The 24615-nt window shown below is 73.5% G+C and carries 23 protein-coding genes; 8 read left to right on the forward strand and 15 right to left on the reverse strand.

The features are described 5' to 3' along the window. The 7 genes from O2V63_RS18605 to O2V63_RS18635 all read right to left on the reverse strand — a co-directional run. A partial coding sequence (locus O2V63_RS18605) for a reprolysin-like metallopeptidase (protein ID WP_269169007.1) occupies positions 1–2203 on the reverse strand: 2203 nt, incomplete at its 3' end. Between the two features lie 147 nt (positions 2204–2350). Then, complete coding sequence (locus O2V63_RS18610) at positions 2351–3760, reverse strand: NAD(P)H-quinone dehydrogenase (protein ID WP_269169008.1); 1410 nt, start codon at positions 3758–3760, stop codon at positions 2351–2353. A 122-nt stretch (positions 3761–3882) separates the two neighbouring features. Continuing rightward, positions 3883–4896 carry a methylmalonyl Co-A mutase-associated GTPase MeaB gene (gene meaB, locus O2V63_RS18615; RefSeq protein WP_269169009.1) on the reverse strand — a complete coding sequence of 338 codons (1014 nt, stop codon included), beginning with the start codon at positions 4894–4896 and terminating at the stop codon, positions 3883–3885. After that, entirely contained in the window at positions 4893–7103 is a 2211-nt protein-coding gene (gene scpA, locus O2V63_RS18620; RefSeq protein WP_269169010.1) for a methylmalonyl-CoA mutase, read from the reverse strand. Before scpA ends, meaB begins: the two co-directional genes overlap by 4 nt. Continuing rightward, complete coding sequence (locus O2V63_RS18625; RefSeq protein ID WP_269169011.1) at positions 7100–9028, reverse strand: methylmalonyl-CoA mutase family protein; 1929 nt, start codon at positions 9026–9028, stop codon at positions 7100–7102. Before O2V63_RS18625 ends, scpA begins: the two co-directional genes overlap by 4 nt. Before the next feature lie 51 nt (positions 9029–9079). Then, complete coding sequence (locus O2V63_RS18630) at positions 9080–10324, reverse strand: amidohydrolase (RefSeq protein ID WP_269169012.1); 1245 nt, start codon at positions 10322–10324, stop codon at positions 9080–9082. Further along, entirely contained in the window at positions 10321–11469 is a 1149-nt protein-coding gene (locus O2V63_RS18635) for a glutamate--cysteine ligase (RefSeq protein WP_269169013.1), read from the reverse strand. The genes O2V63_RS18630 and O2V63_RS18635 overlap by 4 nt, the downstream gene beginning before the upstream one ends. Before the next feature lie 74 nt (positions 11470–11543). Between O2V63_RS18635 and O2V63_RS18640 the strand changes: the two genes are divergently transcribed. From O2V63_RS18640 to O2V63_RS18650, 3 genes are read left to right on the forward strand one after another with little or no spacing between them, the layout of a single operon-like run. Then, a complete protein-coding gene (locus O2V63_RS18640; protein WP_269169014.1) occupies positions 11544–12362 on the forward strand; it encodes a purine-nucleoside phosphorylase in 819 nt (272 codons plus the stop codon). Next, positions 12359–13213, forward strand: a complete 855-nt coding sequence (locus O2V63_RS18645) for an NAD-dependent epimerase/dehydratase family protein (RefSeq protein ID WP_269169015.1) — start codon at positions 12359–12361, stop codon at positions 13211–13213. Before O2V63_RS18640 ends, O2V63_RS18645 begins: the two co-directional genes overlap by 4 nt. Next, a complete protein-coding gene (locus O2V63_RS18650) occupies positions 13210–14838 on the forward strand; it encodes a phospho-sugar mutase (protein ID WP_269169016.1) in 1629 nt (542 codons plus the stop codon). The genes O2V63_RS18645 and O2V63_RS18650 overlap by 4 nt, the downstream gene beginning before the upstream one ends. A gap of 10 nt (positions 14839–14848) precedes the next feature. On the opposite strand, the gene O2V63_RS18655 is transcribed toward O2V63_RS18650, so the two are convergent. Genes O2V63_RS18655 through O2V63_RS18675 form a run of 5 tightly spaced genes read right to left on the reverse strand, consistent with a single transcriptional unit; the run spans position 14849 to position 17938 of the window. Next, entirely contained in the window at positions 14849–15295 is a 447-nt protein-coding gene (locus O2V63_RS18655) for a DUF805 domain-containing protein (protein ID WP_269169017.1), read from the reverse strand. Positions 15296–15323: 28 nt separating this feature from the next. Beyond that, entirely contained in the window at positions 15324–15752 is a 429-nt protein-coding gene (locus O2V63_RS18660) for a DUF805 domain-containing protein (protein WP_269169018.1), read from the reverse strand. Then, positions 15749–16636: a Gfo/Idh/MocA family protein gene (locus tag O2V63_RS18665; protein WP_269169019.1), complete on the reverse strand. Its 888-nt coding sequence runs from the start codon at positions 16634–16636 to the stop codon at positions 15749–15751. The genes O2V63_RS18660 and O2V63_RS18665 overlap by 4 nt, the downstream gene beginning before the upstream one ends. Positions 16637–16638: 2 nt before the next feature. Beyond that, positions 16639–17262: a uracil phosphoribosyltransferase gene (upp, locus tag O2V63_RS18670; RefSeq protein WP_269163021.1), complete on the reverse strand. Its 624-nt coding sequence runs from the start codon at positions 17260–17262 to the stop codon at positions 16639–16641. A gap of 31 nt (positions 17263–17293) precedes the next feature. Then, positions 17294–17938: a maleylpyruvate isomerase family mycothiol-dependent enzyme gene (locus O2V63_RS18675; protein ID WP_269169020.1), complete on the reverse strand. Its 645-nt coding sequence runs from the start codon at positions 17936–17938 to the stop codon at positions 17294–17296. Between the two features lie 127 nt (positions 17939–18065). Here O2V63_RS18675 and O2V63_RS18680 point away from each other — a divergent pair, with 127 nt between their 5' ends. Continuing rightward, positions 18066–18476, forward strand: coding sequence for a hypothetical protein (locus O2V63_RS18680; protein WP_269169021.1), 411 nt, complete (start codon positions 18066–18068; stop codon positions 18474–18476). Between the two features lie 30 nt (positions 18477–18506). Here O2V63_RS18680 and O2V63_RS18685 read toward each other — a convergent pair whose 3' ends face one another. Both O2V63_RS18685 and O2V63_RS18690 read right to left on the reverse strand, forming a co-directional pair. Beyond that, positions 18507–19049 carry a DinB family protein gene (locus tag O2V63_RS18685; protein WP_269169022.1) on the reverse strand — a complete coding sequence of 181 codons (543 nt, stop codon included), beginning with the start codon at positions 19047–19049 and terminating at the stop codon, positions 18507–18509. 133 nt (positions 19050–19182) lie between these two features. Then, a complete protein-coding gene (locus O2V63_RS18690) occupies positions 19183–20385 on the reverse strand; it encodes an HNH endonuclease signature motif containing protein (protein WP_269169023.1) in 1203 nt (400 codons plus the stop codon). A gap of 239 nt (positions 20386–20624) precedes the next feature. Here O2V63_RS18690 and O2V63_RS18695 point away from each other — a divergent pair, with 239 nt between their 5' ends. After that, on the forward strand, positions 20625–20816 hold the full coding sequence (locus O2V63_RS18695; protein ID WP_269169024.1) for a hypothetical protein: 192 nt from the start codon (positions 20625–20627) through the stop codon (positions 20814–20816). A gap of 66 nt (positions 20817–20882) precedes the next feature. On the opposite strand, the gene O2V63_RS18700 is transcribed toward O2V63_RS18695, so the two are convergent. Beyond that, positions 20883–21020, reverse strand: coding sequence for a hypothetical protein (locus O2V63_RS18700; protein ID WP_269169025.1), 138 nt, complete (start codon positions 21018–21020; stop codon positions 20883–20885). A 242-nt stretch (positions 21021–21262) separates the two neighbouring features. Here O2V63_RS18700 and deoC point away from each other — a divergent pair, with 242 nt between their 5' ends. From deoC to O2V63_RS18715, 3 genes are read left to right on the forward strand one after another with little or no spacing between them, the layout of a single operon-like run. Then, the gene (deoC, locus tag O2V63_RS18705) at positions 21263–22258 is read left to right on the forward strand and encodes a deoxyribose-phosphate aldolase (protein ID WP_269169026.1); all 996 of its coding nucleotides are present in this window, start codon (positions 21263–21265) and stop codon (positions 22256–22258) included. Further along, on the forward strand, positions 22258–23697 hold the full coding sequence (locus tag O2V63_RS18710) for an aldehyde dehydrogenase family protein (protein ID WP_269169027.1): 1440 nt from the start codon (positions 22258–22260) through the stop codon (positions 23695–23697). The genes deoC and O2V63_RS18710 overlap by 1 nt, the downstream gene beginning before the upstream one ends. Further along, positions 23697–24563: an aldehyde dehydrogenase family protein gene (locus O2V63_RS18715; RefSeq protein ID WP_269169028.1), complete on the forward strand. Its 867-nt coding sequence runs from the start codon at positions 23697–23699 to the stop codon at positions 24561–24563. Before O2V63_RS18710 ends, O2V63_RS18715 begins: the two co-directional genes overlap by 1 nt. Positions 24564–24615: the final 52 nt, after the last annotated feature.

A 24615-nucleotide genomic window follows, 5' to 3' on the forward strand; every position in this document is an offset into this window, starting at 1 on the left:
AGGCATCCCAGCTGCCCGAGGGAAGCGCCACCCGCACCCCGACCGTCCGGCACCCCAGCGGGGTGTTGCGCGACGGGGTGTCCAGATCGATCGCGTACACGCACACCGTGTGCACCCCGGGATCGAGCTGACCGGTCCGCAACGAGAACCCGTGAGCCGCACCGGCCCCCGGGAACGCCCCCCCGACATCAGGCCGGTCCCCGTCCGCGGTCACCACCGCCCCCACACCATCGACATAGACGTGCACGCTGCTCGAGACGGCCGAGGAGTCCGGGTCCAACGCCCAGCCGTGCAGCGCGATCGTCGACCCGGTGACCGTGACCGCATCGAGCGAGCCGAGGGGCAGCCGGGTGACGACGGTGACCGAGCGGCAGTCGAGCGTCGTGTTGCCCGGCCCGTCGGCCACGTCGATGGCGTACACGCAGACGCTGTGCGTCCCCTCGGCGAGCGCGGTCCTCAGCGCCCACCCGTGCGCAGGGCCGGCTCCGGGGAACGCCAAGGCGACGTCGTCCCGGTTGCCGTTCGCGATGAGCACCGTCGGCCGGCCGTCCACGTAGACGTGGACCGGGACCGAGGCGGTGGGGGCATCGGGGTCCATCGCCCAGCCGGACATCGACAGCGTCACCCCGGACAGGCTGAAGGTGTCGACGGACCCGATCGGTGCCCGCCCCGGTACGACCCGCACCACTGCACCAGTGGACGACTGCGAGGTCACCGTCACCGTGAAGGCATCGTCGGCCACCATCACCGAACGACCCGGCACGAGGGCGGTACGGACGTCGCTGGGCCAGGACGCTCGTGCCGACGGTGTCGGGTCCAGCAGCAGGGAGGAATTCGCCGCACCCGGGTTCGCCCGACGCAGCACGACGCCCTGCTCCAGCCCCACGCTGTTCGCCGAGCTGCCCAGCCAGGAGTCACGGCCGACGGCCGTCCGGTACTCCAGCCAGTAGGCACCACCGCTGGACGTCGTCAGCTTGATGGCCCGCGTTCCGCTGCCACCGCCCACGGGCGACAGGAGGTGGTCCCCGGCCAGGGTGTCCATGGTGACGTCGATGCGCTGTCCTGCCGGCAGCACGCCCAGCTGCCCCTGGTGGACAGTCGACAAGGTGCCCAACTGGCTCCAGGAGATGCCCATCAGGTCGTAGTAGTCGCGGTAGGGCGAGATCTGGCAGGGACCGCCGATCGGTCCTTCGACCGTGCCCTCGCACTGCAACGCCGAGGAGTGGTTGAGTCCGAAGTTGTGACCGAACTCGTGGGCGATCACCGAGGTGGCGGTCGCCCGCACGTAGATCCGCCCACCGGAGCTGATGTCCTGCCGGACCTCACCCAGCCCGTACGAGCACCCGGGCGCGCCCTGGGGGACGTAGACGAGCAGGTGCCGGCCTGCGGCGTACGTCCAACCCGCTCGGGAAGCGGCTTCGGCCCACAGCGCGACGGGATCGGCACACGTCGTCGTCCCCTGGAACCAGTCCACGCTCGCCGTCACCCCGATCCGGACGGCCCCACCGCTCTGCTGCTCCCAGAACTCACCGACCGGTCCGTTGACTGCCGAGACCACCTGCGTCAACGTCGTGGCGTCCCGGGCGACACCAGCCGGCGCGAGCATCACCACCGTGACCGCGTGGTTGACCGGAGCCACCGACTCCGCAGTCGTCTGCTCGTCGGGCTCTGGTGCGGCCAGGACGTCGGCGGAGAGCACCTCCACCGCGGGGACATGTCCATCGGCCGCTGCGCGATCGAGCACGGCCTCGCCGACGGTGACCTCGACGGTCGCGCCGGTGGGCAGCTCGGTGACGTCCTCGGTCAGGACCCGCACCGCACCGGCATCGGACTCCACCCAGCTGAGCAGCGTGTCGTCGCCCCCGTCCTCGTGCTCGTGCGGGTCGTCAACGCCGGGGTCGTGCGGCGCCGGGTCCCCGTAGGCCTGCACCAGCTCACCCACCACCGTCTCACCGGGCTCGACGGCCGGACCACGGTCCGTCGGGACTGCTGCGGAGTCGGTCGTCGGAGTCGGCGTCGGCGCCTCGGTCGCGGGCGCCTCGATCACAGGCGCCTCGGTCGCGGGCGCCTCGATCACGGGCGCCTCGGTCGCGGGCGCCTCGGCGCGGGCAACGGCAGGGACGGCCAGGACGACCACGGCGAGCACGCCGGCGACGGCCGTGTCCCTCAGGGAGTGACGCCGTTGCCGGAGGATGACGTACACGGACGAGCTCCTGACCGAGAAGGGACCTCAGCCAGCATCGGCTGCGCAGCACCGGAACTTGAGCAACCGGCTGAGCGCCGCACCGCCGGGTCGCCTCACGACCCGCCTTGGTCCTCCTCCGTCACGCCCACCACCGCGGGCGAGGACTCAGCTGTGCTCGTCCTCGATCCCCATCAGCCGGCGGCCGGCCTCGGTGATCGACCCGGACAGCGACGGGTAGATCGCGAAGGTCTGCGCCAGGTCCCCGGCGGTCAGGCCCTTGGTGACGGCCAGCGCGATCGGCAGGATCAGCTCCGACGCACCCGGCGCGACCACGACACCGCCGACGACGACGTCGGTGGAGCGGCGGGTGAACAGCTTGACGAACCCGCTGTGCAGGTCGCCCATCTTGGCCCGGGCGTTGGTGGCCAGCGGCAACCGCACGACCTCGACGTCGGCGTCCTCGGTCAGCGTCTTCTCCTGCACGCCGACGGTGGCGATCTCCGGATGGGTGAAGACGTTGGCCGAGACGGTCTTCAGCCGGATCGGCGCGACCGCCTCGCCGAGGGCGTGCCACATGGCGATCCGGCCCTGCATGGCGGCGACGGAGGCGAGCTGGAAGACCCCGGTCACGTCGCCGGCGGCGTAGACCCCGGCGACGGTGGTGCGGGAGACGCGGTCGACGACGATGTGCCCGGACGGCGCGAGCTCGACCCCGCAGGCCTCCAGGTTCATCCCGCCGCTGTTGGGGACGGTGCCCACGGTCATCAGCGCGTGCGACCCCTCGACGACGCGGCCGTCGGTCAGCTCGACCCGGACGCCCTTCTCTGTGCGCACGACCTTGTCCGCGCGGCTGCGCTCGGCGATCCGGCCACCCCGGGACTGGAAGACCTCCTCCACGACGGCCGCGGCGTCCGCGTCCTCCCCGGGCAGCACCTGGTCGCGGGAGGACACCAGGGTGACCGGTACGCCGGCCTCCAGGTAGCCGGAGGCGAACTCCGCTCCGGTGACGCCGGACCCGATCACGATCAGGTGCTCGGGCATCTCGTCGAGCTCGTAGACGTCGCGCCAGGACAGGATCCGCTCACCGTCCGGCTCGGCGCCCGGCAGCACCCGCGGGTCGGCGCCGGTGGCGATGAGGACGACGTCGCCCTCCAGCGTCTCGGTGACCTGCCCGTCGGAGTCCACGACCTCGACCCGGTGCACGGTCAGCCCGCGGGCCTCGTCGGCGAGCCGGGCCGAGGCACGGATGATCCGCACCCCCTCGGACTCGAGGCGGTGGTGGATGTCGGAGGACTGCGCGACCGCCAGCCCCTTGATCCGGCTGTTCACCGTCGCCAGGTCGAGCGCCGCCCGGCCCAGCTCCGTGCCGGTGACCCCCAGGGCGACGGAGTCGCGCACCCAGGTCATCGCACCGGCTGAGGCGATGAAGGTCTTGGACGGCACACAGTCGGTCAGCACGCTGGCGCCGCCGATGCCGTCGCGCTCGACGACGGTGACGTCCGCGCCGAGCTGGGCGGCGACGAGCGCGGCCTCGTACCCGGCCGGGCCGCCGCCGATGATGACGATGCGGGTCATGGGTGCTGCTCCCAGTGCTGGACCGATGTGTGCACCCGCCATTGTCCCTGTCCGGGCACCCGGCGTCGCACACCCACGCGGGCGGGCCGGCCTCGAGAGCCGCCGGGCCGGTCGGCGAAGCCTCAGCCGGGCGAGGCGAAGGCGTCCAGCAGCCGGCGGGCGGCCAGCGCCGGGGTGAGCTCGCCGGCCAGCACTGCCGTCTCCAGCTCCGGCGCCGCCGACCGCACCGCGGGGTGCTCGCGGAGCTGGTGCTCCAGCCCGTCCCGGACCAGCTGCCAGGTCCAGCGCACCTGCTGCGCCCGGCGCCGCTCGTCGAGCTGCCCCGAGGCCCGCATCCGGTCCTGGTGCTCGACGACCGCAGCCCAGACCTCGGACAGCCCGGCGCCGCTGAGCCCCGCGCAGGTGAGCACGGGGACGGCCTCGCCGCGCAGCATCCGCATCGCACCGGCCAGCTCACGGGCGGCGCGGCGGGCGTCGACCTCCCCCGGGCCGTCGGCCTTGTTGACCGCGATGACGTCGGCGATCTCCAGGATCCCGCGCTTGATCCCCTGCAGCTGGTCGCCGGTGCGGGCGAGGGTGAGGAACAGGAAGGAGTCGACCATCTCCGCGACGGCGACCTCGGACTGGCCGACGCCGACGGTCTCCACCAGGACGACGTCGTGTCCGGCCGCCTCGACCACGACCATCGACTCCCGGGTCGCCTGGGCCACCCCGCCCAGCGTGCCCGCGGTGGGTGCAGGGCGGATGAAGGCGTTCGGGTCGACGGCGAGGCGGGCCATCCGGGTCTTGTCGCCCAGGATCGAGCCCCCGGACCGCGCCGACGACGGGTCGACGGCGAGCACCGCCACCTTCGACCCGGCCGCGGTCAGGTCGACGCCGAGGGAGTCGATGAACGTCGACTTCCCGACCCCGGGGACCCCGCTGATCCCCACCCGCCGGGCGTTCCCCGCGTGCGGCAGCAGCTGCACCAGCAGCTCCTGGGCGGCCTCCCGGTGGTCGGCGCGCCGCGACTCGACCAGCGTGATCGCCCGCGCCATCGCCCGCCGGTCCCCGGCGAGCACCCCCTCGGTGAGCCCGGGGACGTCGACGGGCCGGCCGGTCCGGGGGCCAAAGTCGCGACTTCGGCCCCCCGTCACGAGTGGCCGAGGCGGGTGGAGAGGGTGCGGAGCAGGTCCTGCGCGGCGTCGGCGATCACCGTGCCGGGCGGGAAGACCGCGGCCGCGCCCATCTCCTTCAGGGTCGGGACGTCGTCCGGCGGGATGACCCCGCCCACCACGACCAGGACGTCGTCGGCCCCGAGCTCGGCGAGGGCGTCACGCAGCGCGGGCACGAGCGTGAGGTGGCCGGCGGCGAGCGAGGAGACGCCGACGACGTGCACATCGGCCTCCACCGCCTGCCGGGCGACCTCCTCCGGCGTCTGGAACAGCGGGCCCACGTCGACGTCGAAGCCGAGGTCGGCGAAGGCGGTGGCGATCACCTTCTGCCCGCGGTCGTGGCCGTCCTGGCCCATCTTGGCCACCAGGATCCGGGGACGACGGCCCTCGGCCTCGGCGAACGCCGACGCCAGCGCACGGGTCTCGTCCACCGGGCCCGCTCCTCCTGCCTCGTCCCGGTACACGCCGGAGATGGTGCGCACCTGGCCGGAGTGCCGCCCGTAGACCGCCTCCAGCGCGTCGGAGATCTCCCCCACCGTCGCCTTCGCCCGCGCGGCATCGACGGCGAGCGCGAGCAGGTTCGCCGACAGCTCGTCCCCGCGCCGTCCCTCCGCGGCGGCGCGAGCCGCGTCGGTCAGCCGGCCCAGCGCCTCGGTCACCGCGGCGCCGTCCCGGGAGGCACGCAGCTCGACGAGCTTCGCCTTCTGCTGAGCCAGCACGTCGGCGTTGTCGACCCGGAGCACGTCGACCGCCTCGTCGGCCTCGACCCGGTACTTGTTCACCCCGATCACCGGCTGGCGGCCGGAGTCGATCCGGGCCTGGGTGCGGGCCGCGGCCTCCTCGATCCGCAGCTTCGGGATGCCGTCGTCGATCGCCTGTGCCATGCCGCCGTGCTCGGCGACCTCCTGGATGTGCGCCCACGCGCGGCGGGCCAGGTCGTAGGTCAGCTTCTCCACGTAGGCCGACCCGCCCCACGGGTCGATGACCCGCGTCGTCCCGGACTCCTGCTGCAGCAGCAGCTGGGTGTTGCGGGCGATCCGGGCGGAGAAGTCGGTGGGCAGCGCGAGCGCCTCGTCCAGGGCGTTGGTGTGCAGCGACTGGGTGTGGCCCTGGGTGGCGGCCATCGCCTCCAGGCAGGTGCGGACGACGTTGTTGTAGACGTCCTGCGCGGTCAGCGACCAGCCCGAGGTCTGGCAGTGGGTGCGCAGCGACATCGACTTGTCCTTGGTCGCCCCCGCCTCCTTCACCAGCTTCGCCCACAGCAGTCGGCCGGCCCGCAGCTTGGCGACCTCCATGAAGAAGTTCATGCCGATGCCCCAGAAGAAGCTCAGCCGGGGCGCGAAGACGTCGACGTCCAGGCCCGCTGCCTTGCCGGCCTGCAGGTACTCCACCCCGTCGGCGAGGGTGTAGGCCAGCTCCAGGTCGGCCGTCGCCCCGGCCTCCTGGATGTGGTAGCCGGAGATGGAGATCGAGTTGAACCGCGGCATCTGCGTGGAGGTGAAGCTGAAGATGTCGCTGATGATCTGCATCGAGGGCTTCGGCGGGTAGATGTAGGTGTTGCGGACCATGAACTCCTTGAGGATGTCGTTCTGGATCGTCCCCGTGAGCTGGTCCGGGCTCACCCCCTGCTCTTCGGCGGCGACCACGTAGAGCGCCAGCACCGGCAGGACAGCGCCGTTCATGGTCATCGAGACGCTCATCTTGTCCAGCGGGATGCCGTCGAACAGCTGCCGCATGTCCAGGATCGAGTCGATCGCCACCCCGGCCATCCCGACGTCGCCGACCACCCGCGGGTGGTCGGAGTCGTAGCCGCGGTGGGTGGGCAGGTCGAAGGCGACCGAGAGGCCCTTCTGCCCGGCGGCCAGGTTGCGCCGGTAGAAGGCGTTGGACTCCGATGCCGTGGAGAACCCGGCGTACTGCCGCACCGTCCACGGCTGGGTCGTGTACATCGTCGGGTAGGGCCCGCGCAGGTAGGGCGCGATGCCCGGGAGGGTGTCCAGGAAGTCGACGTCGGCCAGGTCGGCCCGGGTGAACAGCGGCGGGACGGCGATCCCCTCCGGTGTCTGCCAGGTCGCCTCGCCGACGTCCCGGCCGGTGGCGTCGGCGTAGGCCTTCGCCCAGTCGTCCGGCGTCGCCGTCGGCTCCGGGCGGCCCAGCTCCAGGTCGCCGAAGTCGGGGATCGCACTCATGCCGACACCTCCTGGTCGTCGGTAGGGCCAAGATCGCGACTTTGGCCCCTCGGGAGCAACTGAGCCACGACCTGCCCCAGGACGTCCAGGGCGTCGCACCCGGCGTGCACGTAGCCGTCGACGCCGTCCACCGCCAGGGACGGCGGACCGGCCAGCCAGACCTGGGTGGCACCGGCGGCCCGCAGCTCCGCGGCGAGCGACGCGGCGGAGGCGGCGTAGTCCCGATCGGTGCCGCAGATGCAGGCCACCGTCGTCCCGGCGAGGCCGTCCACCCCGTCCCCGGTCGGCGCGGCCAGCCCGCCGGCGCCGAACAGGTTGGCCGCGAACGTGGCCCGGGCGGTGTGCCGGGCGACCGGCCCGATCGTGGCCAGGTGCACCCTCGGCCGGGGTTCGACCGCGTCGACCCGGTCGCGCAGCTGCTCGAACGCCTGCGCGGTCCGTACCCGCGGCAGCCCGCCCGGTGCCGCGGGCAGCGCCTCGGCCGCCGGACGGCGGGTGGGCAGCACCTCGGTCGGGTTCGGGAACTCGGTGACGCCGGTGATCGCGTCGGTGCGGTGTGCCACCCGCTGCTGCCGTTCGGCCCACGCGGCGCCGATGCGGTCGGCGACCAGCCCGGACGACAGCGCCGCCGCCAGCCCGCCGGCCCGCTCGACCTCGGTGAACCAGGCCCACGCGGCCTGGGCGAGGGACTCGGTGAGCGACTCGACGTACCAGGAGCCGCCGGCCGGGTCGAGCACCCGGGCGAGGTGTGCCTCCTCCACCAGCAGGCTCTGGGTGTTGCGGGCGATCCGCCGGGCGAAGGCGTCGGGCAGCCCGAGCGCGGCGTCGAAGGGCTGCACCGTCACGACGTCGGCACCGCCGACACCGGCGGCGAAGCAGGCCACCGTGGTGCGCAGCATGTTCACCCACGGGTCGTGCCGGGTGACCATCACGTTCGAGGTCACCGCGTGCTGGCGCATCGCCCGCGCCTCGGCCGGCACGCCGCTGGCCTCCCCGACCCGGTCCCACAGCCGGCGCGCCGCCCGCAGCGCGGCGATGGTGGTGAACTGGTCGGCGCTGGCAGAGAGCCGGAACTCCAGCTGGCCGAGGGCATCGGCGACGTCCAGACCGCCCTCGGTGAGCGCCCGCAGGTAGGCCACCCCGGCGGCGACCGCACAGCCGAGCTCCTCCACCACCGAGCCCCCGGCGTCGGCGAACACCGTGCCGTCGACGACGACGGTGCGCCAGCCCGCGGGGGCGCGGCGGGCCAGGTCGGCCAGGCCGGTGAGGTCCTGCGGCTCCCCCGTCGCGGCCTGCACGCCGAGCGGGTCCAGCCCCAGACAGCCGCCGGGTGCCAGGTCGGTGCGCCCCTCGACCAGCGCGAGGAACGCCTCCGCCGCCGGCACCCCGCCCTGCAGGGTCACCGGCGCGAGGTCCAACAGGACGTCGGCCAGCACCTCGCCCAGCGCGTCGGCCGGCACCGCACCGTCGCCGACCACCAACCACAGCGAGGAGACGCCGTTCTCCAGGTCCGCGGCGATCGCCTCCCGGGTGCGCGCCACGTCGGGGTCGGCGTGCCGCTGCCGGACGTCCCAGCCCCCGGGGACGTCGGGGTCGGCGCCCCCGGCTGCGGTCACCCCGGCGGCACCGGCCCGAGAGCCGCGGACGAACGGCGGGAGACCCGGCAGCCCGGCCAGGGCGGGCAGTTCCCCGGCGTCCTCGGCGGTGTAGAGCGGGGCGACGGTGACCCCGGTGGCGACGGTGCGCGCGAGCGCGTCCTCCACCGGCTCGGGCAGCTCGTCCCGGCCGGCCTTGCGCAGCACCCCGGCCACCAGGTCGCGCCACTGGTCCCGGCTCGCCGCGGGGAACTCCCCGGCCAGGGTCAGCAGGTCGGGCGCGGCCGGCTCGGCCGGTGGGCCCGTGGGGCGCTGGTCGGTGGAGCTCATCGTCGGGTCCCCGCCTCTCAGGTGCCTGAGGGAAGTGCGTCGGGAAGAGGTCTACAGGGCCGGGCCGACGGGTGTACCAGCGGGTACGGCGTCGGCCGCCAGCGCGTGCAGCGCCGTGCGGGCCAGCAACCGCACCCCCACCCCGATCGCCCGCTCGTCGACGTCGAACGTGCCGCGGTGCAGGTCCAACGTCTCGCCGCTGCCGTGCGTGCCCAGCCGGGCGAGCGCGATCGGCAGCACCTCGGCGAACCAGCCGAAGTCCTCCCCGCCCATGCTCTGGGGGGACAGCGCCACGCCCTCGCTGCCCACCGTCTCCAGCGCCGCGGAGCGGAGCAGGGCCACGCTGCGCGGGTCGTTGACCACCGGCGGCACCCCGCGCACGTAGTCGATCGACACCCGGGCTCCCGAGGCGGTCGCGACGTCGGTGACCAGCCGGCACACCAGGTCCTCGGCCTCGCTCCACACCGCGCGGTCGAGCACCCGCAGCGTGCCGCGCAGCTGCCCGGTCTCCGGGATCGTGTTGGCCGCCACCCCCGCGCTGATCGCACCCCACACCAGCGAGACGCCGGCCCGCGGGTCGACCAGCCGGGACAGCAGCCCGGGCACCTCGGTCACCACCTGGCCCATCGCGTGCACCAGGTCGACGGTCAGCTGCGGCCGGGCGGTGTGCCCACCGGGGCCGGTGAGCGTCACCTCCACCCGGTCACAGGCCGCGGTGATCGCGCCGGTGCGCAGCCCGACCGACCCGGCCGTCAGCGAGGGGTCGCAGTGCAGCGCGAACGCGCGGGTCGCACCGGCCAGCACTCCCTCGTCGAGGACCTCCAGCCCCCCACCGGGCACCTGCTCCTCGGCGGGCTGGAAGACGCACCGGACGGTGCCGGGCAGCTCGTCCAGCGAGGCCAGTGCCAGCGCGACCCCGAGCAGCACGGTGGTGTGCACGTCGTGGCCGCAGGCGTGGCAGAGCCCCTCGCGGGTGGAGGCGTACGGGACGTCCTTGAGGTCGGTCAGCGGCAGCGCGTCGATGTCGGCGCGCAGCACGACGACCGGCCCGGCGTCCGGGTCGCCCCCGACGTCACAGACCAGCCCGGTGCCGGACTTCAGCCGGCGAGGCGCGAGGCCCGCCGCGGTGAGCCGCTGCTCCAGGAAGGCCGTCGTCTCGTGCTCGACGAACCCCAGCTCGGGGTGGGCGTGCAGGTGCCGGCGGACGGCGACCAGCTCCTCCTGGTGCGCCTCCGACCAGGCGTCGACGGTCTGGCCGTGGACCTCCACCGCGCTGGTCGTCTCCCCGCCGCTCACGCCGTCCCCGTCGTCGGCAGCCCGTCGCGGAGCTCGGCGAGCAGGCTGTCGACCACCGGCGGCAGCTCACCGTCGTGCGCGGCGGCCACGGCGCGCTGGCGCTGGTAGGAGGCGCCGGCGTCCAGGACCCGCCGGACGTCGAGGAGCTCGTCCTCGCAGCCGAGCTTGCGGGCGGTCGGCAGCAGCTCCTCGACCACGTCGGCGATCGCCTCGCGCACCGGGCGCAGCGTGCCCTGCTCGTCGACGACGATCTCGGCGTCCAGCCCGTAGCGCACCGCCCGCCACTTGTTCTCCCGCACGACCCAGTCCGCCGGCGAGGGCAGGGTGTAACCACGGTCGAGCTGGGTGTCGAACTGCTCGACCAGGCACTGGGCGAGTGCGGCGACCGCGCCGATCTCGTCGAGGGTGGGCAGGCCGTCGCAGATCCGCAGCTCCACGGTGCCGAAGTCGGGGTGCGGGCGGATGTCCCACCACACCTCGCGGACGCTCTCGATGGCCCGGGCGTCGATCAGCGTGCCCATGTACTCCTCGAACTCACCCCAGTCGGCCAGCTGGTAGGGCAGCCCGGCGGTCGGCATCGCCTCGAACACCTTGGTACGGGACGACGCCAGCCCGGTGTCGCAGCCGGCCCAGTAGGGCGAGGACGCCGACAGCGCCAGGAAGTGCGGCACGTACTGGGTGAGCGCGTTCACGATCGGGATCACCTTGTCGGGCGAGCGGACGCCGACGTGCACGTGCACCCCGAAGATCTGCAGCCGCCGGGCCGGCCACTGCATCCGCTCGACGAGCTCCGCGTAGCGCTCCTTCGGCGAGATCTCCTGGCTGTCCCACCGGGTGAAGGGGTGGCTGCCGGCGCACATGACACCCAGGCCGTGCCGCTCGGCGGAGGCGACCACCTCGGCCAGGGTGCCGGCCAGGTCGGCCTTCGCCTCGGCGACGGTGGTGCAGACCCCGGTGATGATCTCGATCGTCGACTGCAGCAGCTCGTGCTTGGCCTTGGGGTGCTCGTCGAGGCCCTCGGGGGTGAGCTCGGCGAGGATCTCGGTGGCGCCGGAGGTCAGCTCGCGGGTCTGGGGGTCGATGAGCTGCAGCTCCCACTCCACTCCCAGGCTGGCGCGCTCGGACGAGTGGAAGGGGATCTGCACCCCGCGAGTCTAGAGAGGGCGGCGGCCCCCCGCCGGACGATGAGCGATCCGCCCGCCCTTCCTATGCTCACGGGGTGAGCCAGCCGACCCCCGCGCACCCTGCCGACCCCGCAGCCCTCGCCGCCCAGGCGGCCGAGCAGCTGACCGCCACCCTGGGCGAGGGCCACGACGTCGCCGTGGTGATGGGCTCGGGCTGGGCCCCGGCCGCCGACGCCTTCGGCGAGACGCTGGCCAGCGTGGCCATCGGCGACCTGCCCGGGTTCGCCGCCCCGACCGTCACCGGGCACGGCGGGGAGATCCGGTCGGTCCAGGTCGGCGCGCACAAGGTGCTGCTCTTCCTCGGCCGCACGCACCTGTACGAGGGTCGCGGGGTCGAGCCGGTGGTGCACGGCATCCGCACCGCAGCGGCGGCCGGGGTGCGCACCGTCGTCCTCACCAATGCCGCCGGCGGCCTGGCCCCCGACCACCGGGTCGGGCAGGCCGTGCTGATCAGCGACCACCTCAACCTGACCGCCCGGTCCCCACTGGTGGGCGCCACCTTCGTCGACCTCACCGACCTGTACTCCGCCCGGCTGCGCACGCTGGCCAAGGAGATCGACCCGTCGCTGACCGAGGGCGTCTACGCCGCACTGCCCGGCCCGCACTTCGAGACCCCGGCCGAGATCCGGATGCTCACCACGCTGGGTGCCGACCTGGTCGGCATGTCCACCGCGCTGGAGGCGATCGCCGCCCGGGCGGCCGGGATGGAGGTGTTCGGCCTGTCGATGGTCACCAACGCCGCCGCCGGCATCACCGGCGAGGCGCTGGACCACCTCGAGGTGCTGGAGGCGGGCAAGGCCGCGGCCGGCCGGCTGGGCGCCTTCCTGGTGGAGCTGATCGGGCGGATGCCGTGAGCGGCCCCGTTCTGGTCACCGGGGCCGCGGGCGGGCTCGGGACGGCGCTGCGCGGCGGGCTGCCGGAGCGCGGCTGGGCGGTGCGCAGCCTGGACGTGGTGCCGATCCAGGACCCGCGCCCGGGCGAGGAGCACCTGGTGGCCGACGCCGCCGACCTGCCCGCGGTGACGGAGGCGGCGCAGGGCGCGGCCGCCGTGGTGCACCTGGCCGGCATCCTCGGCGAGGCGACCTGGCCGGCGATCGTCCGCTCGCACATCGAGACCACCCGCACTGCGCTGGAGGCCGCCCGGAAGGCCGGCGTCCCCCGCGTGGTGCTGGCCAGCAGCAACCACGCCAGCGGCTTCACCCCCCGACCGGGGTCCGGCCTGCTCACCGAGGCCGACGCACCGCCGCGTCCGGACACCTACTACGGGGTGGCCAAGGTGACCATGGAGGCGCTCGGCTCGCTGTACGCCGACCGGTACGGCCTGGACGTCGTCTGCCTGCGGATCGGCAGCGCCTTCCCCCGTCCGACCACGGTCCGCCAGCTGGCCACCTGGCTCTCCCCCGGCGACACCGTGCGGCTGGTGGACGCGGCGCTGCGCACGCCCTCCCCCGGCTTCCGGGTGGTCTGGGGCGTCTCGGCGAACACCCGCGGCTGGTGGGACCTCACCGCCGCCCGCGCGCTGGGCTACGACCCGGCCGACGACGCCGAGGCCTACGCCGCGGAGCTGATCGCCGCCCAGGGCGAGGCGGACCCGACCGACCCGGTGCACGCCCGGGTGGGCGGGGAGTACACGCTGCCCGGCGTGGACGTCGACGTGGTCGAGGCCGCGCAGGGCCCGGTCCAGCCGAGTGGAGGCCCGCGATGAGCGACCTGCTGGACGACGCCCGCGCCTGGGCCGCCGCCGACCCGCACGCCGGCGACCGCGCCGAGATCGAGGCCCTGGTCGACGCGGGTGACACCGCGGAACTGGCCCGCCGGTTCACCGGGCCGCTGACCTTCGGCACCGCCGGGCTGCGCGGCCCGCTGCGCGCCGGCCCGGCCGGGATGAACGCCGCCGTGGTCAGCCGCGCCGCCGCCGGGCTGGCCCGGTACCTCACCGACTCCGGCCAGGGCGGGCGTGGCGTTGTCATCGGCTACGACGCCCGGCACCGCTCCGACGAGTTCGCGCACGTCTCCGCCGCCGTGCTCGCCGGCGCCGGGTTCGCCGTCTCGGTGCTGCCCCGCCCGCTGCCCACGCCGGTGCTGTCCTACGCCGTCCGGCACCTGGGCGCGGTCGCCGGGGTGATGGTCACCGCCAGCCACAACCCGCCAGAGGACAACGGCTACAAGGTCTACCTGGCCGACGGCGCCCAGTTGGTGCCGCCGGCCGACCGGGAGATCGAGGCCGCGATCGCGGCCACCGGACCGGCCCGCGACATCCCGCTCGGAGAGGACTGGACCACCCTCGGGGACGACGTCGAGGCCGACTACGTCGCCGCGGTGGTGCGCGCCCTGCAGCCCGACCGGGTGGACGCCGCGGCCCGCCGACGTCTCGTGGTGGCCTACACCGCGATGCACGGCGTGGGTTCGGCGACCACCCAGCGGGTGTTCGAGGCCGCCGGCTTCGCCGCGCTGCACTGCGTCGCGGAGCAGGACCGGCCCGACCCGGCGTTCCCGACGGTCGCCTTCCCCAACCCGGAGGAACCGGGCGCGGTCGACCTGCTGACCGCACTGGCCGACCGCACCGGCGCCGACGTCGCGATCGCCGAGGACCCGGACGCCGACCGCTGCTCGGTGGTCGTGGGTGGGCGCCAGCTGACCGGCGACGAGGTGGGCGTGCTGCTGGGCGACTGGCTGCTCCGCCGCGGGGTGCGCGGCACCTACGCGAACTCGCTGGTCAGCGGCTCGCTGCTGGGCGCGATCGCCGGCGCGCACGGGGCGCCGTTCGAGCAGACGCCGACCGGCTTCAAGTGGATCATCCGGGCCGGGTCGGCGGCGGCGCCGTTGGTCTTCGGCTACGAGGAGGCGCTGGGCTACGCGGTGTCACCCTCGGTCGCGCACGACAAGGACGGGGTCTCCGCTGCGCTGGCGGTGGCGTTGCTGGCCGCCGAGCTCGCCGTCGACGGCCGCACGCTGGCCGACCGGCTCGACGAGCTGGCGGTCGAGCACGGTCTGTTCGTCACCGGCCAGTACTCGGTGCGGGTCGAGGACCTCACGCTCATCTCCGGCGCGATGGCCCGACTGCGCGCCCAGCCGCCGGCCCAGCTGCTGGGCCGCCCGGTGGAGGTGGTCGACCTGGCGCACGCCACCCCGCCGCTGGACGCGGTCCGGCTGACCGGCGAGGGCGTGCGGGTGATCGTGCGCCCCAGCGGGACCGAGCCGAAGCTCAAGGCCTATCTGGAGACCGTCGTCCCGGTGCCCGACGCCGCCGGACTGCCGGCGGCCCGCACCCAGGGCGCGGACGAGCTGGACCGGCTGCGCACGGAGATGGCCACCGCGCTCGGGCTGTAGCCGGTCGGCGTCAGCCCCAGTAGGGCGGCCGTTCCGGCTCGGGCGCCGACTCGGACTGCGGCTGCGGCTGCTGGCCGACGGTCGGAGCCGCGGACGGCGGCGGGCCGTACCGGTTGGGGCCGCCGTCGCCGCGGAGGAAGCCGGTGATCACCAGCAGCGCCACCTGGCCGAACAACGGCACCAGCCCGATCAGCAGCCACCAGGCGGACATGCCGCGGTCGTGCAGCCGGGTGGCGCCACTGGAGATCGACGCAGGCGCAACGAGCAGCCCGATCGTGGTCACGATCGGCCCGTAGCCGGTCTCGCCCATGGCGATGCTCTCCAGCGAGCTGTTGCCGAGGGCCACGTCGGCCATCAGGGCCAGCACGCTGAGCACCCCGATGGGCAGGGCGTACTGCAGCCACCAGGTGCGCCGGTCGATGCGCCCGCGGCGCACGTACCACTGCCAGAAGTCCACGGGTCCAGTCTGCCTCGCCGAGCGCGGGTCAGCGAGGAGGTGGCCCGTACCGGTTCGGCTGCGGCTGCGTCCCGAGGAAGCCGCAGGTGATGAACAGCACCAACCACCCGAACACGGGGACGATGCCCCACAGCAGCCACCAGGCCGAGTGGTCACGGTCGTGCAGCCGGGTCACCATCGCGGCGACGTTCGGCACGGCCAGCACCAACGCGACGATCGCGGTGACCGGCCCGCCCTCCTCGGGGAAGAACCAGAGGACGTCGGCGAGGTCGGCGGAGCCCGGCCGGTCCTCGAACCGCGGGTAGCTGTCCGGGAACCACTGCGCGTCCACGGACGAGGCCACCAGGCCGAGCAGTGCGATGACCAGGACGTACCGGACCCACCAGTCGCTCCGCTGGATCCGCCCGGTGGGCACGTACCAGCCGAACGGCCCCCCACGTCCGTCGTTGCCGCTCATCCGCCGACGGTCTCCCGGCAGCCGGTCGCCAACGACCGCTGCGCGGCCTCCAGCACCTGGACGACGTCCCGCCCGAAGGTGACGTCGCACGGGTGCGTCCCGCCGGTCAGTGCAGCGGCCTGCAGCTCGTCGACGGCGACCGCGTGGGCCTCGACGGCAGTACCGGACTCGGGCAGCAGCACCAGCCGGCCGGCGTCCCCGTGCACCCAGATGTCGATACCGGTGGCCAGCTCGGCCACCGTCGCCGAGACGGTCACCGTGCTCGCGCGGCCCTCGGGGTGGGTGAGCACCAGGTGGACGGTGTCGCCCTGCCCGGCGCCGGCCTGCACCGCGCTCACCGGCCCGAGCGCCGGGACCAGGAGGGAGAGCGCGTGCGGCCCGACGTCCCACAGCGCGCCGTGCTCCAGCCGCCACGGCGTCTCGAACGGCGAACCCGCCAGCCGGCCCAGCCAGGTGACCGCACCGCCGGCCAGGGTGATGCGCGATGCCTGCTCGAGCCAGGTGGAGGTCGCCGTCCGGAAGCGGCTGGTGAAGAAGACCACCGAGGCGACCCCGGCGTCCTCGACCGCGGCGACCACCCGGTCGGCTGCAGCGACCGACAGCGCCACCGGCTTCTCCAGCAGCAGGTGCTTGCCCGCGGCGGCCGCGCGCTCGGCGAGCGGCGCCTGCACGTCCGGTGGCAGCGCGAAGCTGACCGCGTCGACGTCGGCGAGCAGGGCATCGAGGTCGTCGGTGCCGGGGACGTCGAACTGCGCCCCGGCCGCCTTCGCCTTGGCCAGGTCCCGCCCCCACACGCCGACCAGTTCCGCGCCCGGGTGCCCGGCCAGCGAGGTGGCGTGCACCTCGGTCGCCCAGAAGCCGGTGCCGAGCACCCCGAACCGCATGCTCAGACCGCGCCGAACTGGCGGTCGCCCGCGTCACCCAGGCCCGGGACGATGTAGGCGTTCTCGTTGAGCCGCTCGTCGACGCTGGCGGTGAAGACACGCAGCGGCAGGCCGCTGGCCTCCAGCCGCTCCAGCCCCTCGGGGGCGGCCAGCGCGCAGAGCACGGTGATGTCGGTGCAGCCGCGGTCGGTGAGCAGCGAGCAGCAGTGCACCAGCGAGCCGCCGGTGGCCAGCATCGGGTCGAGCACGAAGACCTGGCGGCCGACGAGCGACTCGGGCAGCGAGGCCATGTAGGCCTCCGGCTGGAAGGTCACCTCGTTGCGGGCCAGCCCGACGAAGCCCATCTGCGACTCCGGCAGCATCCCGTGCGCGGTGTCGGCCATGCCGAGGCCCGCGCGCAGCACCGGCACGATCAGCGGCGGTGCGGCCAGCCGGTAGCCGGTGGTGTCGGTGACCGGGGTGGTGATCGGCTCCTCGGCGACGGCGAGGTCGCGGCTGGCCTCGTAGACCAGGATCTGGGTGAGCTCCCGCAGCGCGGCCCGGAAGGCGGCGTTGTCGGTGCGCTCGTCGCGCATCCGCGACAGTCGGGCGCGGGCGATCGGGTGGTCGACGACGGTCAGCTGCACGGCGCACACCGTATCGGCCCCGGACTGCAGGTCAGGAGCGGAGCCGGGCGGCGGCCTCCCCGACCCCCGGCCCGGTGACCCCGGACGCCGAGACCGGTCGCCCGGTGGCCAGCAGCAGGAGGTCCCCGGCGCGGCCGCACACCTCGGGTCCGTCGCCTCCCACCCAGGCGGTGTCGGTGGCCACGAAGCGGAGCCCGCTCATCCGCCGGGCCGGGCGGCCGTAGAAGACGTTGGACCAGACGTGTTGCAGCGCCGGGACGGCGAGGGCGGGCGGTGTCGGCAGCCGGCGACCGAGTGGCCGGGCGATGTCCTGACTGTGCACGAGGACGTCGACCAGCGGGTCCCAGGGGCTGGACATGCCGACCCGACGGTCGAGCGCCGCGGTCTCGCGCAACTGGGCGAGGAGCGTGGCCGGCGGGTACACCGCGGCACGTTCCCGAGCGGCGCGGGCCTCGGCCCAGTCGAAGTCGCCGCGGGCCCGCAGGATGCGCAGCACCATGCCGGCGGTGGACTGCCGGGTGGAGAGGGTCAGGTGGGCCAGCACGTCGTGCACCGTCCAACCGGGGCAGAGCGAGGGCGTCTCCCACTCGTCGCGGTGCAGGGTGTCGAGCAGGTCGGCGAGAGCACGCCGCTGAGCAGCGACCTCGGGGAGCATGGCGACGCGGGGTTCGGACACGGGTTCCTCGCACGGGACGGTGGACGGCGGTCGGGGCGAGGACTCCCGGGCCACCAGGAACTCATCGCACCCCGACGTCGCGCTGGACGAGTCCGACCTCGTCCTGCCGAGCGGGCAGGCTGAGGGCATGGCTCGCGCACCACGCACTCCCACCGGCCGCGCACTGGCGACACTCTGCCTGGTCGCCTTGTCCGCCTGGGTCGTCTTCATCGCGATCGAGATCGCCACCGTGCCCGAACGCGGTGCACCGACGGTGGACGCACTGGCCAGCCAGACAGCGTCGTCCCTCACCCAGCGGGACGCCGAGGCGCTGCAGGCCCTCCTGGTGGACGACGCCCCCGCTGACTACGCCGAACAGCTCCTCGCCGGGCTCCCCGCAACGGAAGGCGATCTGGACGCCGTGGTCCGGGACTCCGGCCGAGGCGACGTGATCGTGGTGCGCGAACCGGCAGGCGGCGACAGCTGTCTCGCGTGGCAGGTGGTCCCCGAGGACGACCGCTACCTCCTCGGCGTCATCCCACCAGTCGACGGCTGCTGACGCGCGCACCGTCACCCTTCGCGCGGGCTGCTACAGGCCGAGACGAGAGCCGTGCGCCTTCCAGGCGAGGTACTGGTGCCGGACCGCGCCGATCTCAGCCACGTTCTTCATCAGCTCGCTGTTCACCCAGGCCGCGGCGTAGACGAACGGGCGTGGTTCGGGCCAGGGGAATGCGAAGGGGCGATCGAGATCGGTGTCGCTCAGCTCACCGAGGTGTTCCGTCCACTGCGCCCTCAACTCGGTGAGCCGGTCGCGAACTGCGTCGGCCGTTCCCGGCCACAGGACGTGCTCGCGGCGAGGCGGTACCTCCCCGCGTGCCCGCAGGGACAGCTCACCCCACCACCAGAGGACGTGCCAGGTCAGCCAGCCGATCGTCACCGGCGAGGGCGGGTCCTCGTCATCCCAGTCCGCTCGCCACGATCCCGCATCGTCGCGACGAACGGTGAAGGCACCCGGCGCTGGTGTCCAGAAGCACATGTCGTCGTCGAGGTGGGACAGATGGAACTCAGCAGCGAGCCGCCAGGTCATGTCGAACTGCCAACGCACGAGACTGAGCCGGTCTCCGGAGCGCACCGGCTCAGCCTGGCAGTTCTCTGCCGAGCAGACGCGCCCGGACGCGCTGGGCGCGACCGACCCCAACGTCCGTTCGCGACCCATCGCAGTCCTGGGATCGGCAGGTCCTCTGACCGCGCCCGGGAAACGGCCATCACTCGATGTGAAGACCGATGAGGATCTCGGTCTCGTCGGGGCGGTAGGTGCGCCATCGCCCGCCGGGATCTCGCTGCACCCGGAAACCGTGGTGGACCTTGGTGTGATGCCGTTCGCAGAGCAAGGCTGAGTTCTGCAGCGACGTCTCCCCGCCGTGCAGCCAGTGGATGAGGTGGTGGACGTCGCACCACCAACTCGGGGCGCCGCAGCCGGCGAACACGCAGGCCTGGTCCCGCCGTTCCACGGCCTTGCGCAGCCCGGGAGTGACCACCCGGTGGTCCCGGCCCAGGTCCAGCGGCACGCCGTCGGGGCCCATGACGATCCGGGAGATGCTGCCGTCACAAGCCAGGTAGCGGGCCCGCGCGGCGGAGATCGTCGCCCCGAAGCCCATCCCCGCCACACCCGGGCCGGTCGCCGGGTCGACCAGGTCGTCGAGGTCGATGCCCACCACCACGTGCGGCTTCACCGTCCGCAGGATCGGCAGATCACCGCTGGCCAACTGGTTGTCACACAGCTGCACCAGCGCGTCGGCGTTCTGCTGCGCCCGGGTCCGCTCATCACCCTGGGGGCGGTCGGCCTGCACGATCGACTCGATCGCGGCCTGCACCTTCTCCCCACCGACGGCATCCAGGTCGAACCGGCCGGTGACGCTGCCATCGGCGTGCTTGGCGATGCTCAGCCGACGGCCCTCCGTCGGATCCGGCTCCGGGCCGTCCGGGTCCAGCGCGTCCTCGAACGCCTGCACCGCAGCCACCAAGGACTGGTGCGGCGACTCGGCCGCCACCAGCGCCCACACCTGATCAAAGGCAGCCAGGTCGATGCCCTGCTCAACCGCCCGGGCGACCTCGGACTCCCCCACCTTCTCGGCCACCACGTTCACCTGCGCCGCAGTGACCTGCCCGTCAGCGAAACCAGCCGCCAACGCAGGGAAGTGCTCCAACGCCCGACCCGACCGCAGGATCCGCGACGCCTCCACCGGCGACAACCGCGCGTGCCCGATCAACCACGACCGCATGCTCTTCAACCCGTCGCGCTCGGCGGCCTGGGTGGTGTCCGCGCACCGAACCGTGCGGGTCAACTCCGCCGACGCGCGGTTCACCAGCTGCACCAGCATCGCCGTCCGGTCCAGCACCTGCCCGTCGCTGAGCGAGTGGAGATCGTCGGCCGCCAAGGCGGCCAGAGCCGACATCAACTCGCTCACGGACACCTCCCGACGTGTTCGAACGTGTGTACGAATCTTACCGCCAACGAGGACGCCGGGCAACGCGAATTCCCAGGTCACGGGCCTGTCCACAGATTCGGGCTTGTCTCGCTGCGAGTGGAGATCTGCGTTCACAGGAGGGCACCGCCGACGCACGTGGGCGGCTCTCCACAGAGTGGGCCTGCCCTAGGGTGGGAGTGCGGTGCGACTCGTCAGCCACCGCACATGGGAGATGGCCGATGGAGCGATACGAGCGCAACCAGTACTCGCCGGCTGGCCAGATCGATCAGTGGGGCGACCTGGCGCAGGGGCTGAAGCAGAACAGGTCGGGAAGGCGCCGAGCCGTGCGCATGCTCGTAGCCCTCGCCGTCGTCCTCATCGTCGGTCTCGGGCTCGTCTGCCTGCTGGCCTTGGGCGGGCTCCTCGCCTGACAAGGCGGGAGCTCGGCCGCCCGGGGGCACTGACCGTTGAGGCTTCATGCGAACGGTGAGGGTCGGTCAGAGACCAGAAGCGCCCACGAGCGGGCGCTGCGACGGATCGATGTCGTCGTGCGCGATGAGCCACTGACGGATGCGCTCGGCCCAGATGCGCTCGTCGGCTTCACCGTTGCGGGCGGCATGGCTGACCGGCCGCACGAGCCGACTCGCACCGCAGCAGGCAGAGCGCACACGTCGTCGACCGCCGTCACCTTGTCCACAGCCGCCCCCTCTCACCGGTCGGTTGAGCCGATCACTTCGCGGTGCACTGACAAGATCTCCACTCGCAGCGAGACACGGATGCGGGAAGCCCCTTGACAGGCCACCCAGCAGAGCCGCAGGAAGGGCGATGGGCGCCGCACCGTGTCCGATCCGTCAGAGCCGCAGTGGAGAATGCGCGCATGACCCACGTGCTGGACCCGAACGCGCTGGCCGACACCAGCGGCGGAGCGGGCACCCCGCCCGACCCGTTCGCCGACGTCACCCGCTCGAACGACGCCTTCCGCGCGTTCCTGCACGGCCTCCCCGGCGTCGACCAGGTCGGCGCCGAGGCGCGGGCGAAGGTGCTGGGCACGCGGTCGATCAAGACGACCGCCAAGGCGTGGGCGATCGACACGGCGATCTCGATGGTCGACCTGACCACGCTGGAGGGCTCGGACACCCCGGGCAAGGTCCGCTCGCTGGCCGCCAAGGCCCGCCGTCCCGACCCGACCGACCCGAGCTGCCCGGCCGTCGCCGCGGTCTGCGTCTACGGCGACCTGGCCGGCGTGGCCAAGGAGGCCCTGGCCGGCACCGGCATCAACGTCGCCGCCGTCGCCACCGCCTTCCCCAGCGGCCGGGCCAGCCGGGAGGTCAAGCTCGCCGACGTCCGGGACGCCGTGGCGAACGGCGCCGACGAGATCGACATGGTCATCGACCGCGGCGCGTTCCTGACCGGCCGCTACCTCGACGTCTTCGAGGAGATCGTCGCGGTCAAGGAGGCCTGCGGGCCGGCGCACCTCAAGGTGATCCTGGAGACCGGTGAGCTGGTCACCCTGGACGCCGTCCGCCGCGCCTCCTGGCTGGCGATGCTGGCCGGCGGCGACTTCATCAAGACCTCCACCGGCAAGGTCTCCCCCGCCGCGACCCTGCCGGTCTGCCTGGTGATGCTGGAGGCCGTGCGCGACTTCCGCGCCGCCACCGGCCGCCAGGTCGGCGTCAAGCCCGCCGGCGGCATCCGGACGACGAAGGACGCCGTCAAGCACCTGGTCCTCATCAACGAGACCGTGGGCACGGACTGGCTGTCCCCCGACTGGTTCCGCTTCGGCGCCTCCAGCCTGCTCAACGACCTGCTCCTGCAGCGCCAGAAGCTCCGCACCGGCCACTACTCCGGCCCCGACCACGTGAGCGTCGACTGATGACCATGTTCGAGTACGCCCCCGCGCCCGAGTCGCGGTCGATCGTCGACATCCGGCCCAGCTACGGGTTGTTCGTCGACGGCGAGTTCGCCGACGGCACCGGCACGCCCTTCACGACCGTCAACCCGGCCACCGAGGAGGTGCTGAGCGAGGTCGCCACCGGCAGCGACGAGGACGTCGACCGTGCCGTGCGCGCCGCTCGCCGGGCGTTCGTCAAGACCTGGGGCCCCATGCGCCCGGCCGACCGCGGCAAGTACCTGTTCCGCATCGCCCGGCTGCTGCAGGAGCGGGCCCGGGAGTTCGCCGTCCTGGAGACGCTGGACAACGGCAAGCCGATCCGGGAGAGCCGGGACGTCGACGTCCCGCTGGCCGCGGCGCACTTCTTCTACCACGCAGGCTGGGCCGACAAGCTCGAGCACGCGGGCCTCGGCCCGGCCCCGCGCCCGCTGGGCGTGGCCGGGCAGGTCATCCCGTGGAACTTCCCGCTGCTGATGCTGGCGTGGAAGGTCGCCCCGGCGCTGGCCACCGGGAACACCGTCGTCCTCAAGCCGGCCGAGACCACCCCGCTGACCGCGCTGCTGTTCGCCGAGATCTGCCAGCAGGCCGACCTGCCCCCGGGCGTGGTCAACATCGTGACCGGCGCCGGGGAGACCGGCCGAGCGGTGATCAGCCACCCGGACGTCGACAAGGTCGCCTTCACCGGCTCGACCGAGGTGGGCCGCGCCATCGCCCGCGCGGTCGCCGGCACCGAGAAGCGGCTGACCCTGGAGCTCGGCGGCAAGGCGGCGAACATCGTCTTCGACGACGCCCCGATCGACCAGGCCGTCGAGGGCATCGTCCGCGGCATCTTCTTCAACCAGGGCCACGTGTGCTGCGCCGGCTCCCGGCTGCTGGTGCAGGAGTCGGTGCACGACGACGTCGTCGCTTCGCTGCAGCGGCGGATCGGCACGCTGCGGGTCGGTGACCCGATGGACAAGAACACCGACCTGGGCGCGATCAACTCGGCCGAGCAGCTGGCCCGCATCCGTGAGCTGACCGCGTACGGGGAGACCGAGGGCGCGACCTGCTGGCAGCCCGAGGGCGACCTGCCCGACCGCGGCTTCTGGTTCAAGCCGACCGTCTTCACCGACGTCTCCCCCGCCCACCGGATCGCCCGCGACGAGGTGTTCGGCCCGGTCCTCTCGGTGATGACGTTCCGCACCCCCGACGAGGCGGTCGCGAAGGCGAACAACAGCACCTACGGGCTCTCGGCCGGCGTCTGGTCGGAGAAGGGCTCCCGGATCCTGAAGATCACCGACCAGCTGCGCGCCGGCGTCGTGTGGGCCAACACGTTCAACGAGCTCGACCCGACCTCGCCGTTCGGCGGCTACAAGCAGTCCGGCTACGGCCGCGAGGGCGGCCGGCAGGGGCTCGCCGCCTACCTGAGGAGCGACTCCTGATGAGCGACCGGCTCACCGTGCGCAAGACCTACAAGCTCTACCTGGGCGGGGCCTTCCCCCGGTCGGAGTCCGGCCGCACCTACGAGGTGCACGACACCAAGGGGCACTTCCTGGCCAACGCCGCCTGGGCCTCCCGCAAGGACGGCCGGGACGCCGTGGTCGCCGCCCGCGGCGCGTTCGGGAAGTGGTCGGGAGCGACCGCCTACAACCGCGGACAGGTGCTCTACCGGGTCGCCGAGGTGATGGAGGGGCGCGCCGCCCAGTTCACCGAGGAGGTCGCCGCCGGCGAGGGGCTCTCCACCGCCAAGGCCCGCGCCGCGGTGGACGCCGCGATCGACCGCTGGGTCTGGTACGCCGGGTGGACCGACAAGCTCGCCGCCGTGCTGGGCAGCACCAACCCGGTCGCCGGGCCGTACTTCGGCTTCTCGGTGCCCGAGCCCACCGGCGTCGTCGCGGTGCTCGCCCCGCAGCGCAGCTCGCTGCTCGGGCTGGTCAGCGTGCTCGCCCCGGTGCTGGCCGCGGGCAACACCGCCGTGGTGGTCAGCTCCAAGGAGCGCCCGCTGCCGGCGATCACCCTCGGCGAGGTGCTGGCCACCTCCGACGTCCCCGGCGGCGTGGTCAACCTGCTCACCGGTGACGCCGCGGAGATCGGACCCTGGCTGGCCGAGCACGCCGACGTCGACGCGATCGACCTGGCCGGCGCCCCCGCGCCGCTGGCGATGGAGCTGGAACGCTCCGCCGCCGGGACGATCAAGCGTGTGCTGCGCGCCCCGGCCGAGGAACCGGACTGGTCGGCCGACCCGGGACTCTCCCGGCTGCGACCCTTCCTGGAGACGAAGAGCGTCTGGCACCCGATCGGCGTGTAGCGGGGCCGGGCAGCAGGCAGCGATACCGGCCTGCGCGGACCCGGACTCACCG

The organism is Modestobacter sp. VKM Ac-2977 (assembly GCF_026968045.1).
GTDB lineage: Bacteria > Actinomycetota > Actinomycetes > Mycobacteriales > Geodermatophilaceae > Modestobacter.

Coding starts and splice junctions, on each gene's coding strand:
- O2V63_RS18610 (WP_269169008.1), bottom strand. CDS start 3,760: ATGACCCGCATCGTCATCATCGGCGGCGGCCCGGCCGGGTACGAGGCC.
- scpA (WP_269169010.1), bottom strand. CDS start 7,103: ATGAGTGCGATCCCCGACTTCGGCGACCTGGAGCTGGGCCGCCCGGAG.
- O2V63_RS18625 (WP_269169011.1), bottom strand. CDS start 9,028: ATGAGCTCCACCGACCAGCGCCCCACGGGCCCACCGGCCGAGCCGGCC.
- O2V63_RS18650 (WP_269169016.1), top strand. CDS start 13,210: ATGAGCGACCTGCTGGACGACGCCCGCGCCTGGGCCGCCGCCGACCCG.
- O2V63_RS18660 (WP_269169018.1), bottom strand. CDS start 15,752: ATGAGCGGCAACGACGGACGTGGGGGGCCGTTCGGCTGGTACGTGCCC.
- O2V63_RS18665 (WP_269169019.1), bottom strand. CDS start 16,636: ATGCGGTTCGGGGTGCTCGGCACCGGCTTCTGGGCGACCGAGGTGCAC.
- O2V63_RS18680 (WP_269169021.1), top strand. CDS start 18,066: ATGGCTCGCGCACCACGCACTCCCACCGGCCGCGCACTGGCGACACTC.
- O2V63_RS18695 (WP_269169024.1), top strand. CDS start 20,625: ATGGAGCGATACGAGCGCAACCAGTACTCGCCGGCTGGCCAGATCGAT.
- deoC (WP_269169026.1), top strand. CDS start 21,263: ATGACCCACGTGCTGGACCCGAACGCGCTGGCCGACACCAGCGGCGGA.
- O2V63_RS18710 (WP_269169027.1), top strand. CDS start 22,258: ATGACCATGTTCGAGTACGCCCCCGCGCCCGAGTCGCGGTCGATCGTC.
- O2V63_RS18715 (WP_269169028.1), top strand. CDS start 23,697: ATGAGCGACCGGCTCACCGTGCGCAAGACCTACAAGCTCTACCTGGGC.